Consider the following 12,214-nt stretch of genomic DNA (forward strand, 5'->3'; position numbering starts at 1 on the left):
AGCCGTCGACCGACCCTCGGCGGGCCGCCCGTCAGCGCGAGGGCGTCAGGTCGAGCACCGGCCAGTCCGCGAGCTCGGCGCGCATGCGCCGGTCGTGCGTCGCGACGACGACGGCCGCCGGGGTCACGCGCAGCGCCTGCGTGAGCTCGTCGACGAGGTCGATCGACAGGTGGTTCGTCGGCTCGTCGAGCAGGAGCAGGTGCGGCACGTGCAGCAGCGCCCGCGCGAGGTCGAAGCGCCGACGCTGCCCGGCCGAGAGCTCCGTCAGGGGCCGGTCGAGGTCCTCCTCGGTGAGCAGCCCGAGGAACGCGACGGGCACGAGGTGGTCGGGGTCGAGCTCGCCGGCCTCGAGCAGGTCGAGGGCCTCGCGCGCGTACGCGTCGAACCCCGTGACGTCGGTCGGCACGGGCGCGCCCTCCTGGGTCACGGCCCCGACGCGCGCGCCGTCCACGACCGTGCGCGTGCCCCGGTCGAGCGGCAGCGCTCCGGCGAGCGCGGCGAGCAGGGTCGACTTGCCGCTGCCGTTGGCGCCGATCACGAGCAGGCGTCCGCTGGGCGGCACCGCGACCCGGGTGCCGGGCAGGTCGAGCCGGACCGCCCCGGACGGCGCGACGACGCGCGGGCTGCGCACCTCGAGCACCGGCTCGGCGGGGCTCCACCCCGGTGACATCGCGACGAGCTCGGGGAACACGAGCTCGAGCGGCGGCACGGGCACCTCGACCGCGGTCTCCTCGAGCTTCTGCGCGAGGCGGTCGGCGGACTTGACGTGCTGGCGCGCGCGCGTCGCACGACGGTGCTTGTCGCTGCCCTTGGGCGGGCGCCACTCGTCGGAGAGGTTCTCGTACGACCGGTCGAGGATCGCGGCGAGCTTCGCGGCCCGTTCACGCTCGCTGCGGTACCGGCGGCGCCACTTCTGCACGGCCTGGTTCTTGGCGAACCGGTAGCTCAGGTACCCGGGCTGCCCGTAGAGCACGGGGCGGCCGTCGACCGACGGGTCGAGGTCGAGGATCTCGGTCGCGACGTCGTCGAGCAGCTCGCGGTCGTGCGTCACCGCGACGACGCCGCCGCGCCACGCGAGCAGCTCGCCCGTGAGGTAGTCGAGGCCCGCGTCGTCGAGGTGGTTGGTCGGCTCGTCGAGCAGGAGCAGGTCGGAGCGTTCGGCGAGCCGGCACGCCAGGCGCACCCGGAACCGTTGGCCCACGGACAGGGTCGCGAGCTCGCGCTCGCGGTCACGGCACGCCCCGAGGCGGGTCAGGGCGACGTCGACGCGACGGTCGGCGTCCCACGCGGCGAGGTGCTCGACGCGCGCGAGGATCTCGCCGTACGCCGCGAGGTCCCCGGTCTCGTGGTCGAACGCGTCGGCCGCGGCGTCGAGCTCGGTCACGACCGCGCGCAGCGCGCGCAGCGAGGCGTCGACGACGTCGCCCACGGTCACCCCCGGCGGCGCGGCCATCTCCTGCTCGACGACGGCGAGCGAGCCCTCGCGCTGCACCGTGCCACGGCTCGGGGCGAGCTCGCCCGACAGGACCCGCAGCAGCGTCGACTTGCCCGTGCCGTTCTCGCCGACCACCCCGAGACGGGTCCCGGGAGAGACGGCGACGTCGACGTGGGAGAGGACGTCACGTCCGGGGTAGGAGAACGCGATGTCCTGGGCCACGAGCTGCACTCCCCCACCCTACGGGGCGCCGGGCTCCCAGCCGGCGGGACTACGCTCGCCGCATGACCTCCCAGCCTGCCTCCCGACGGTCCGGCGACGGTCCGGGCCGCGCCGTGCGCGTCACGGTCCTCGCGGCCGTGGCGGACGTCGCGTGCGTCGTCGCGCTCGCCCTCGGGGGCTACCGCGCCCACGACACGGGTGACGTGACCGAGGCGATCCTGCGCATCGTGTGGCCGTTCCTCGCGGGCACGGCCGTCGGCTGGGTGCTCGCGCGGGCATGGCGCCGCCCGACGGTGGTCGCGCCCGTCGGGATCATCGTCTGGGGTGCGACGTGGTCGGTCGGGCTGATCCTGCGCGCGCTGACCGACCAGGGCACGGCGCCCGCGTTCCAGCTCGTGAGCTTCGGGTTCCTCGCGGTGCTGATGCTCGGCTGGCGGGGCGTGGTGCAGCTCGTCGAGGTGCTCAGCCCGCGCGACCGCCGACGCCGCGCGGCCGAGCTCGCCGGGCGACGTCCGCCCCGCTGACCGCCGCGGCGGGGCGGGTCACGCCCCGAGCGCGCCGGCGATCGCGGGCGCGAGCGCCCGGAACGCCTGCCCGCGGTGGCTGATCGCGTTCTTCTCGGCCGCCGTGAGCTCGGCGCACGAGCGCTCCTCGCCGTCGGGCCGCAGGATCGGGTCGTACCCGAACCCGCCCGCGCCGCGCGGTGCCCGCAGGAGCATCCCGCGCAACGCGCCCTCGTACACGACCTCGGTGCCGTCGGGCGTCACGAGTGCCGCCGCGCACACGAACCCGGCGCCGCGGTGCTCGTCGCGCACGTCGGCGAGCTGGCCGAGCAGCAGGGCGAGGTTCGCCGCGTCGTCGCCGTGCGCGCCCGACCAGCGGGCCGAGAAGATGCCGGGCGCGCCGCCGAGCACGTCGACCGCGAGCCCCGAGTCGTCCGCGACCGCGGGCAGGCCGGTCGCGGCGACGAGCGCCCGCGCCTTGATGAGCGCGTTCTCGGCGAACGTGGTGCCGTCCTCGACGGGCTCGGCGGTCGCGAGGTCGGCGGCCGAGATCACGGCCTCCTCCGGCAGGTCGAGACCGGGCTGGGCGCCCAGGATCGCGCGCAGCTCGGCGAGCTTGCCGCGGTTGTGCGTCGCGAGCACGAGCCGCGCGCCCGCCGGGACCACCGCGGCGTGCGCCGTCGGACCGTCCGTGATCATCGGCGGCCCGGCTCGGCGGCGAGGGCGTCCCGCTGGATCTGCGCGAGGGTCGCGGTCCCGCCGACCGCGAGGTCGAGCAGCGCGTCGAGCTCGGCACGGTCGAACGGCGCGTGCTCGGCGGTGCCCTGCACCTCGACGAACGTGCCCGCGCCCGTCACGACGACGTTCATGTCGGTCTCGGCGCGCACGTCCTCGACGTACGGCAGGTCGAGCATCGGGGTGCCGTCAATGATCCCGACGCTCACGGCCGAGACCGAGTCGGTCAGCACCTGGTGGCCGCCCGTGACGTGCCCGTGCCGACGCCCCCACGCGATCGCGTCCGCGAGCGCGACGTACGCGCCCGTGATGGCCGCGGTGCGCGTGCCGCCGTCGGCCTGCAGCACGTCGCAGTCGAGCACGATCGTGTTCTCGCCGAGCGCCTTGACGTCGACCACGGCGCGCAGCGAGCGCCCGATCAGCCGCGAGATCTCGTGCGTGCGGCCGCCGATCTTGCCCTTGACGGACTCGCGCTGGTTCCGCGAGTCGGTCGCGCGAGGCAGCATCGCGTACTCGGCCGTGACCCAGCCCTCGCCCGAGCCCTTCTTCCAGCGCGGCACTCCCTCGGTGAACGAGGCCGCGCACAGCACGCGCGTGCCACCGAACTCGACGAGCACCGACCCCTCGGCGTGGTCGAGCCATCCCCGGGTGATGGTCACGGGGCGCAGCTGGTCGGGGGTGCGCCCGTCGGCGCGCACGACGGCGGAGGGGTTCTGAGTCATGCCGCCAGCCTATCGGGCGGTCGGACGACGGACCGCGCGGTCCCTGCGCGCGCGGGCGACCGCCGCGCCTTCGTCACCTGGCCCGCCGCGCCTGCGGCACCGAGGCAGGCCGTCACACCGTGTACGTCGCCCCCGACGTCGCGACCTCGAGCGGCCCCGCGTACTCACCCGCGGCCTCGGCGGCCGTCGCGGCGCGGTCGTTCCACGGCGGCACGTGCGTGAGCACCAGACGGCGCGCTCCGGCCTCGCGCGCGACGCGGCCCGCCCGCCGCCCCGTGAGGTGGATGCCGGGCTCGACGAGGTCGTCGCGCCCCTCGTGGAACGCGGCCTCGCACAGCAGCAGGTCGACGTCGCGCGCGAGCCCGACGACGTTCTCGCAGTAGTCGGTGTCGCCCGTGTAGGCGAGCGTCGCGCGCTCGCCCGGCCGCACGGTCGACGGACCGGTCACGCGCAGCCCGAATGCGGGCACCGGGTGGTACATCGGCACGGGCTCGACGCGCAGCGGGCCGACGTCGAAGGTGCCCGCGTACGGGCGCAGGTCGAGCTGGGCCGACATGTCCTCGTCCGGGCCGAGGCCGTACGCCTGAGCGACGCGGGCCGCGACGTCGTCCGGCCCCAGGACGGGCAGGGGCGCGCGGTGCGTGCCCCGCTCCGCCCCGGCGCCCGGGTGGTACCGCAGGTACACGTAGAGCCCGCACACGTCGACGAAGTGGTCGGGGTGCAGGTGCGAGAGCAGGACCGCGTCGAGGGCGAGCGGGTCGACGTGCCGCTGCAGCGCGCCGAGGGCGCCGTTGCCCAGGTCGAGCACGACGTTCCACGCGCGCCCGTCGGGCGAGACGTCCGCGCCGACCTGCACCAGGTGGCAGGACGCCGGGGAGTCGGGCCCGGCGAACGAGCCCGACGTGCCGACCGTCGTCAGACGCATCAGACGGCCTCAACGGTCGCGACCTCGGGGCCCAGGAACCGGCGGGCGAGGTGGTCGAACGGCTCGGCCGAGCCGGTCGCGACGAACCGGTGCTGCGGCGGGCCCGCGTCGCGCGAGCGCTCGAGGCCGTGCGCGACGAGGTTGCGGTAGACGTCCTTGGCGGTCTCCTCCGCGCTCGAGACGAGCGTGACGTCCTCCCCCATGACGTACGAGATCGCGCCGGTGAGTAGCGGGTAGTGCGTGCAGCCGAGCACGAGGGTGTCGACGCCGGCCTCGCGGACCGGGTCGAGGTACGCGTGCGCGACGTCGAGCACGTCCGGGCCCGACGTGATGCCCGCCTCGACGAACGACACGAACTCGGGGCAGGCCTGCGAGGTCAGCGTGATGCCGGGGGCGACCGCGAACGCGTCGTCGTACGAGCGCGAGCCGATCGTGGCCTGCGTGCCGATGACGCCGATCCGGCCGTTGCGCGTGGCCGCGGCGGCGCGCCGCGCCGCGGGCAGGACGACCTCGACCACGGGCAGGCCGTGCCTGCCGGTGTAGCGCTCGCGCGCGTCGTGCAGCACCGCGGACGACGCGCTGTTGCACGCGATGACGAGCATCTTGACGCCCTGGTCGACCAGGTCGTCCATGATCGCGAGCGACATCGCCCGCACGGCCGCGAGGGGCTTGGGCCCGTACGGCGAGTTCGCGGTGTCGCCGATGTAGTACAGCGACTCGTGCGGGAGCTGGTCGAGGATCGAGCGGGCGACGGTCAGACCGCCGACGCCGGAGTCGAAGATCCCGATGGGTGCGTCGTTCACGAGTTCGAGGGTAGTCGGACGCGCCGCGGCGCACGCCCCGACGACACAGGATGTCGTGGTGACGTGCGCCGCACGCGGGCCGGGGCCCCGAGGTCGTCAGACCTTGCTCTTGCCCCGGTTGACGAGCGCCAGGACGAGTCCGATCACGATCACGGCGAGCGCGATCCACAGCAGGATCTTGAGCGCAGGCACGAGCAGCCCGAACAGCGCGAGGACGACGGCGACGATGACGATGATGAGCCAGGTAGGCATGGTGTGGGTCCCTTCCACGACGCCGGGGCAAGGTGCCCCGGTCACCTGGTGACCGTCGCACCGCCGCCGGTGACTCGCACGTCGGGAGCCCCTCGGCCCCGGACGGACCCGGGCGGGTCAGCGCCGCAGGTCGGCGAGCATGAGCTCGAGCAGCGTCTCCTGGAGCCAGCCCAGGGCCAGGAACACCCCGACGAGGAAGCCCCGCGCCCCGGCGTCCGACCCCTGCGCGGCCTCGGCGTGCAGCGCCTCGGCCTGCTCGTCGGTCTCCACGCCCAGGCGCGAGGCGAGCACGAGGCGCACGTCCGTGAGCGCCGCCGCGACCGCGCGGGCCTCGCCCGGGGCCACGGCCAGCGGCGACGGCTCGCCGACGGCCGGCTCGTCCGCGAGCAGCAGGTGCGCGAGCCGCACGAGGCCCGCCGACTTGCGCTCGGCGACGTCGGCCTGCGTGAGCCGCCGGAACTCGGCCGAGACCTCGGGGTCGTCGCGCGAGGCGTCCGGGAGCAGGCGCGCGAGCGCCGGGTCGTCGGGCGGGCGCACCGCGTCCGGGGACGTGCCGTGCGGCGGGAGGTCCTCGAGCGGGACGCCCGCGCCCTCCTCGACCGGGGTGCCCGCGTCGTCGACCACGTCCTGCGGGTCGGGCAGCGCGGACTCGAGCATCTGCGCGACGTCGCCCACGACCTGCGCCAGGACGATCCGCTCGGTCGCGTCGAGCTCGGCCACGTACGCGGGCGCGCCGGCGTCGTCCGCGCCGCGGACGAACCTGCGCATCAGCGGCCCCCGCGGGTCACTCGGAGCCCCGCTGCATGGTCGCCCACAGCCCGAACCCGTGCATGGCCTGCACGTCGACCTCGACCTTCTCGCGACCGCCCGACGACACCACGGCGCGGCCCTCCTGGTGCACCTGCAGCATGAGCGCGTGCGCCTTCGCCTCGCCGTAGCCGAAGTAGCTCTGGAAGACGTAGCTCACGTACGACATCAGGTTCACGGGGTCGTTCCACACGACGGTCGCCCACGCGTCGGCCGTGCCCGTCGCCTCGTCGGTGCGCACGTCCTCGAGCACGTCCCCCGCGGGGCTGCTCGCGCGCACGTCTCGGATCCTCACCCCACCACTCTAGGTCCCGACGCGGGCTCCGCGGGCTCGGCCGTCTCGGCCCGCGGACGCCGCCCGGGCGAGGACGGCGGGGAGGCCGCGGTGGCCCTAGGGTGGCGCCATGACGAGCACCGCCCTGCTGACCGACCGGTACGAGCTGACCATGGTCCAGGCGGCGCTGGCCGACGGCACCGCGCACCGGCGCAGCGTCTTCGAGGTCTTCACGCGCAGCCTGCCCGCAGGTCGCCGTTACGGCGTGCTCGCCGGCACGGGCCGGGTGCTCGACGCGCTCGCGAGCTTCCGGTTCGGGGACGCCGAGCTCGCCTGGCTCGAGGCCGAGCGCGTCGTCGACGACCGCACGCTCGCCTGGCTCGCCGACTACCGGTTCGGCGGCACGATCGTCGGGTACGCCGAGGGCGAGACGTACGTGCCGGGCTCGCCGCTCATGGTCGTCGAGGGCACGTTCGCCGAGGCCGTGCTGCTCGAGACGCTCGTGCTGTCGATCCTCAACTTCGACTCCGCGATCGCCGCGGCCGCGTCGCGCATGACGAGCGCCGCGGTCGACCGACCGTGCCTCGAGATGGGTGCCCGGCGCGCGCACGAGGAGGCCGCGGTCGCCGCCGCGCGCGCGGCCGTCGTCGCGGGCTTCGCCGGCACGTCCAACCTCGAGGCGGGGCGCCGCTACGGGCTGCCCACGATCGGCACGGCCGCGCACGCCTACACGCTCCTGCACGACGACGAGGAGGAGGCCTTCCGCTCGCAGGTCGCCTCGATGGGCACGGGCACGACGCTCCTGGTCGACACCTACGACGTGCGCCGCGGCGTCCAGCGCGCGGTCGCCGCGGGCGGCACCGGGCTCGGCGCGGTGCGGCTCGACTCGGGCGACCTCGGGGTGCTCGCGATCGAGGTGCGGCGCCAGCTCGACGGCCTCGGGGCCCGCGACACGCAGATCGTCGTGACCTCTGACCTCGACGAGCACGCGATCGCGAGCCTCGCGGTCGCGCCCGTCGACAGCTACGGCGTCGGCACGCGGCTCGTCACGGGGTCGGGCGCGCCCACGTGCGGCATGGTCTACAAGCTCGTCGCGCGCGCCGACGACGACGGCACCATGCAGCCCGTCGCGAAGGCCTCGACGTCCAAGACGAGCGTCGGCGGTCGCAAGTCCGCAGCCCGGCGCTACGGCCCCGACGGCCGCGCGAGCGCCGAGGTCGTGGCGGGCGGGCCGGACGACGAGGTGGCCGCCTGGTCCCCCGACGACGACCTGCGCCCCCTGCACGTCCCGCTCGTGGTCGACGGCGCGATCGACCACCGCTGGACGGGGGCGACCGGCGTGCGCCTGGCCGCCGAGCGCCACCGGGCCTCGCGCGACGAGCTCCCGCGCGGCGCGCGCCGGCTCTCGGCCGGGGAGCCGACGATCCCGACCGAGCGGACGACGGTCGCCCGTCTCGCGGGCCGCCCCTGACGTCAGCGGCGGCCGACGAACCAGCCGCGCAGCACCTCGAGCCGCGCCTCGAGCTGCTCGACGGTCGCGAGCGCGACCTCCGGCCCCCCGCAGCGACGGCGCAGCTCGGTGTGCACCGAGCCGTGCGGCTGCTTGCTGCGGCGCGCCCACCCCGACACGAGCTGGGCGAGCTCCTTGCGCAGCTCGGCCGCGCGCCGGTGGTCCATCTCGGCGCGCTCCTGCTCGATCCGCTGCGCGTCCGCGCCGCGCCGCGAGCGTGCCGAGAGCTGGTCGGCCTGCCGCTGGCGCAGCAGGGTCGCGACCTGGTCGGCGTCGAGCAGGCCGGGCAGCCCGAGGAAGTCGAGCTCGTCGTCCGAGCCCGTCTCCGCGCCCGTGCCGAACTCGCCGCCGTCGAACAGCACGCGGTCGAACGTCGCCTGCGCGTCGAGGGCCTCGAACGTCCCCTGCAGGGAGTCCGACGCCTTCTCCTCCTTGTTCGCGGCCGCGAGCAGCGCGTCCTCGGGGTTGAACTCCTCGCCCTGCTCCTCGGCCGTGAGCGGACGGTCGAGCGCGTGGTCGCGCTCGATCTCCATGCCGTTGGCGAGCCCCACGAGGTGCGGGACGCTCGGCAGGAACACCGACGCCGTCTCGCCGCGACGGCGCGCGCGCACGAACCGCCCGACGGCCTGCGCGAAGAACAGCGGGGTCGACGTCGACGTCGCGTAGACCCCGACCGCGAGCCGCGGGACGTCCACGCCCTCGGAGACCATGCGCACCGCGACCATCCAGCGGTCGTCGCTCGCCGAGAACTCGTCGATGCGCGCGCTCGCGCCGTCGTCGTCCGAGAGCACGACCGTGGGCGACGTCCCCGTGATGCGCGCGAGGTGCCCCGCGTACGCGCGGGCGTCCGTCTGGTCCGTGGCGATGACCAGGGCGCCCGCGTCCGGGACCGCGCGCCGCACCTCCGAGAGACGCTTGTCCGCCGCGGCGAGCACCGACGGGATCCACTGACCGTTCGGGTCGAGCGCGGTGCGCCACGCCTGACCGGTCATGTCCTTGGTCATGTCCTCGCCGAGGCGCGCGCTGACCTCGTCGCCCGCGCGCGTGCGCCAGCGCATCTGGCCCGAGTACGTCATGAACAGCACGGGGCGCACCACGTGGTCGCGCAGCGCGTCGCCGTAGCCGTACGTGTAGTCCGCGACCGATCGGCGGATGCCCTGCTCGTCGCGCGCGTACCGCACGAACGGGATCGCCGCGGTGTCCGAGCGGAACGGCGTGCCCGTGAGCGCGAGCCGCCGCGTCGCGTCCTCGAAGGCCTCACGCACCGCGTCGCCCCACGAGAGCGCGTCGCCACCGTGGTGCACCTCGTCGAGGATCACGAGCGTCGGCGCGGCCGTCGTGCGCGCCGCGTGCAGCGCCGGCTTGGCCGCGACCTGCGCGTACGTGAGCGCCACACCGTCGTAGTGCGACCCGTGCCGCCCCTGGCTGTTCTTGAAGCTCGGGTCGATCCGGATGCCCACGCGCGCGGCGGCGTCGGCCCACTGGTGCTTGAGGTGCTCGGTCGGGGCCACCACCGTCACGCGCCGCACGACGCCCTGCTCGAGCAGCTCGGTCGCGATGCGCAGCGCGAACGTCGTCTTGCCCGCGCCCGGCGTCGCCACCGCGAGGAAGTCACGGGGCTCCGCGGCGCGGTACTGCTCGAGCGCGGCGGCCTGCCACGCGCGCAGCTTGGACGCCGTGCCCCACGGGGCGCGCCGCGGGAACGCGGGCGAGAGCGTCGAGGCGGCGAAGGACGACGCCGCCTGAGGTGCGGCGGGTGTCGGAGCGGGTGTGCGGTCGGTGCGGGGGCTGAGGCGGTCGGTCACTTGCCGGAGTCGCCGTCGCCGTCCCGGGGGCTGCGCAGGCCCTCGTAGATCTCCTTGCACGCGGGGCAGACCGGGAACTTGTTCGGGTCCCGCCCCGGCACCCAGACCTTGCCGCACAGGGCGATCACGGGCTTGCCCGTCATCGCGGACTGCATGATCTTCTCCTTGCGCACGTAGTGCGCGAAACGTTCGTGGTCGCCCGGCTCGACCTGCTCGGTCGTCTCGGTGCGCTCGAGCAGCCCCGTCGAGGTGCCCGACGACGGCTCGTCGGACGGTGCCTGGGGACCCGTGGGTGCGCTCGGTTCGCTCATGGGCACGATTCTAGGTCGCGGCACCGACGTGGCGTCGACCCCGCGCTGTGCGTCGTCTCACGATGCGCGACCCCGGGAGCACGCACGAGGGCGGGCCGGCACGTGCGTGCCGACCCGCCCTCGGGTGCTCGTGCGGACGAGGGTCAGAGACCCTGCCACGCCGGCTTGGACGCGTACGTCTGCCGGTAGTAGTCCGCGAGCTGCAGCCGGCTCGCGGCCGCGTCGTCCACCAGGACCGTCGCGTGAGGGTGCATCTGCATGACCGTGCCCGGCCACATGGCCGAGATCGGGCCCTCGACGAGCTGGTGCACGGCCTCGGCCTTGCCCTTGCCCGTCGCCAGCAGCACGAGGTGCTTGGCCGACATGATCGTCGCGAGCCCCTGCGTGAGGCAGTGCTGCGGCACCTGCGAGAGGTCGTCCTCGAAGAACCGCGCGTTGTCCTCGCGGGTCTGCTGCGTGAGCGTCTTGATCCGCGTGCGCGACGCGAGCGACGAGCCGGGCTCGTTGAACGCGATGTGCCCGTCGGTCCCGATGCCCAGGAGCTGCACGTCGACGCCGCCCGCGGCCGCGATCGCGGCCTCGTAGTCGGCGCACGCCGCGACCAGGTCGTCCGCGAGCCCGTCCGGCCCGCGCACGGCCCCCTCGGCGAAGTCCACGCGCGACGCGATCTCGGTCTCGATCACGTTGCGGTAGCGCTCGGGGTGGTCCGCGGCGATGCCCACGTACTCGTCGAGCATGAACGCCCGGGCCTTCGCGAACGACAGCCCGGTCTCGGTGTGCCGACGAGCGAGCTCGTCGTACACCTTGAGCGGGCTCGAACCCGTCGCGAGGCCCAGCACCGCGTCGGCCTTCTCACGGAGCTTGGCCTCGATCGTGTCTGCCGCGAGCCGCGCGAGCTCGTCGGCGGGAGCGATCACAACTTCCATCAGGACACCTCTTTCCGACCGGCGAGGGCAGCGCCCACCGCGGCCACAGGAACGTCGGGCGGGCACAGGGCGACCCGATCGGCGATCGCGAGCGAGGCGATGAACGGCGAACCGTCCGCCTGCCGCGCGAGCGCCTCACGGACCCCGTCGAGCAGCGGGACGCCCAGGGCGCTCACCCCGCCGCCGAGGACGACCCGGTCGACGTCGTACGTGAGCACGAGGAGCCGGACGGCGCTCGCGACCGCCGTGACGAACTCGTGCTTGATCTGGACGGCCTCGGGCACGCCCGCGGCTGCCGCGTCGAACAGCTCGGCGGGCGCCGGGCGCCCTTCGCGCGACGGCCACCGCGCGCTCAGCGCGGTCCCCGAGACGAACGTCTCGAGGCAGCCGCGCTGGCCGCACGGGCACTCGGGGCCGGCGGGGTCGACCGGCACGTGACCGATCTCCCCGGCAGCGCCCGAGACGCCGCGGCGCAGTTCGCCCGCGAGGACGATGCCCGCGGCCATGCCCGTGCCGAGCGCGAGAAAGGCGAGGTCGCCCGACGCCGACGGAGGCGCCGCGTGGGCGGCGCCGAGCGCCGCCACGTTGAGGTCGTTGTCGACGCTCACCGCGACGCCACCGAGCTCGGCCGAGACCTGCGCGGCGAGCGCGAACGGCTTGCCCTCGATGCCGAGGTTGACCGCGTGGACGACCGAACCGGTCGCCGGGTCCACCAGGCCGGGGACGCCGATGCCCACGCCGGACAGCTCCGTCGGGTCGACGCCCGCCGGCTCCGCAAGACCACGCACGGCCTCGACCGCGCTCGCGACGACGCCCTCGGGACCGTACCGGGTCGGGATGCGCAGCGTCGCGAGGACGTTCCCCTCGGGGCCGAGCAGGACGCCCAGGACCTTGGTCCCACCGACGTCGAGCCCGACCGAGAGCGCACCGGGAGGTCGGGTGGTCCCGTCGGACGATGGGACCACCGGGCTGAGTTCGCTCACG

General features: G+C 75.0%; 14 protein-coding genes. 2 read left to right on the top strand and 12 right to left on the bottom strand.

What is annotated here, in order from left to right:
• Positions 1 to 31 precede the first annotated feature (31 nt).
• Positions 32 to 1,666 (bottom strand): ATP-binding cassette domain-containing protein, encoded by a 1,635-nt coding sequence (locus CLV28_RS00525; protein WP_100421375.1) that lies wholly within the window; start codon positions 1,664 to 1,666, stop codon positions 32 to 34.
• A gap of 53 nt (positions 1,667 to 1,719) precedes the next feature.
• Here CLV28_RS00525 and CLV28_RS00530 point away from each other — a divergent pair, with 53 nt between their 5' ends.
• Positions 1,720 to 2,181, top strand: a complete 462-nt coding sequence (locus CLV28_RS00530; RefSeq protein WP_100421376.1) for a DUF3054 domain-containing protein — start codon at positions 1,720 to 1,722, stop codon at positions 2,179 to 2,181.
• Positions 2,182 to 2,199: 18 nt separating this feature from the next.
• On the opposite strand, the gene rdgB is transcribed toward CLV28_RS00530, so the two are convergent.
• The 7 genes from rdgB to clpS all read right to left on the bottom strand — a co-directional run bounded on the left by rdgB (position 2,200) and on the right by clpS (position 6,657).
• The gene (gene rdgB, locus CLV28_RS00535; protein WP_100421377.1) at positions 2,200 to 2,859 is read right to left on the bottom strand and encodes an RdgB/HAM1 family non-canonical purine NTP pyrophosphatase; all 660 of its coding nucleotides are present in this window, start codon (positions 2,857 to 2,859) and stop codon (positions 2,200 to 2,202) included.
• Positions 2,856 to 3,617, bottom strand: coding sequence for a ribonuclease PH (gene rph, locus CLV28_RS00540; protein ID WP_100421378.1), 762 nt, complete (start codon positions 3,615 to 3,617; stop codon positions 2,856 to 2,858). The genes rdgB and rph overlap by 4 nt, the downstream gene beginning before the upstream one ends.
• 112 nt (positions 3,618 to 3,729) lie before the next feature.
• Complete coding sequence (locus tag CLV28_RS00545; protein ID WP_100421379.1) at positions 3,730 to 4,542, bottom strand: MBL fold metallo-hydrolase; 813 nt, start codon at positions 4,540 to 4,542, stop codon at positions 3,730 to 3,732.
• On the bottom strand, positions 4,542 to 5,345 hold the full coding sequence (gene murI / locus CLV28_RS00550) for a glutamate racemase (protein WP_100421380.1): 804 nt from the start codon (positions 5,343 to 5,345) through the stop codon (positions 4,542 to 4,544). Before murI ends, CLV28_RS00545 begins: the two co-directional genes overlap by 1 nt.
• A gap of 96 nt (positions 5,346 to 5,441) precedes the next feature.
• Positions 5,442 to 5,597 (bottom strand): hypothetical protein, encoded by a 156-nt coding sequence (locus tag CLV28_RS15630; protein ID WP_170062603.1) that lies wholly within the window; start codon positions 5,595 to 5,597, stop codon positions 5,442 to 5,444.
• A 117-nt stretch (positions 5,598 to 5,714) separates the two neighbouring features.
• A complete protein-coding gene (locus CLV28_RS00555) occupies positions 5,715 to 6,365 on the bottom strand; it encodes a DUF2017 family protein (protein WP_100421381.1) in 651 nt (216 codons plus the stop codon).
• A 16-nt stretch (positions 6,366 to 6,381) separates the two neighbouring features.
• Positions 6,382 to 6,657, bottom strand: coding sequence for an ATP-dependent Clp protease adapter ClpS (gene clpS / locus CLV28_RS00560; RefSeq protein ID WP_100422287.1), 276 nt, complete (start codon positions 6,655 to 6,657; stop codon positions 6,382 to 6,384).
• Positions 6,658 to 6,808: 151 nt separating this feature from the next.
• Here clpS and CLV28_RS00565 point away from each other — a divergent pair, with 151 nt between their 5' ends.
• Positions 6,809 to 8,149 carry a nicotinate phosphoribosyltransferase gene (locus CLV28_RS00565; protein WP_100421382.1) on the top strand — a complete coding sequence of 447 codons (1,341 nt, stop codon included), beginning with the start codon at positions 6,809 to 6,811 and terminating at the stop codon, positions 8,147 to 8,149.
• A 2-nt stretch (positions 8,150 to 8,151) separates the two neighbouring features.
• On the opposite strand, the gene CLV28_RS00570 is transcribed toward CLV28_RS00565, so the two are convergent.
• From CLV28_RS00570 to CLV28_RS00585, 4 genes are all read right to left on the bottom strand, one after another.
• Positions 8,152 to 9,993, bottom strand: coding sequence for a DEAD/DEAH box helicase (locus CLV28_RS00570; protein WP_100421383.1), 1,842 nt, complete (start codon positions 9,991 to 9,993; stop codon positions 8,152 to 8,154).
• Positions 9,990 to 10,304: a DUF3039 domain-containing protein gene (locus tag CLV28_RS00575; RefSeq protein WP_100421384.1), complete on the bottom strand. Its 315-nt coding sequence runs from the start codon at positions 10,302 to 10,304 to the stop codon at positions 9,990 to 9,992. Before CLV28_RS00575 ends, CLV28_RS00570 begins: the two co-directional genes overlap by 4 nt.
• Positions 10,305 to 10,447: 143 nt before the next feature.
• Positions 10,448 to 11,230, bottom strand: a complete 783-nt coding sequence (gene nagB, locus CLV28_RS00580; protein WP_100421385.1) for a glucosamine-6-phosphate deaminase — start codon at positions 11,228 to 11,230, stop codon at positions 10,448 to 10,450.
• Entirely contained in the window at positions 11,230 to 12,213 is a 984-nt protein-coding gene (locus CLV28_RS00585; RefSeq protein ID WP_239073266.1) for an ROK family protein, read from the bottom strand. Before CLV28_RS00585 ends, nagB begins: the two co-directional genes overlap by 1 nt.
• Position 12,214 lies beyond the last annotated feature (1 nt).

This window comes from Sediminihabitans luteus, from assembly GCF_002797595.1.
GTDB classification, from domain to species: domain Bacteria; phylum Actinomycetota; class Actinomycetes; order Actinomycetales; family Cellulomonadaceae; genus Paraoerskovia; species Paraoerskovia lutea.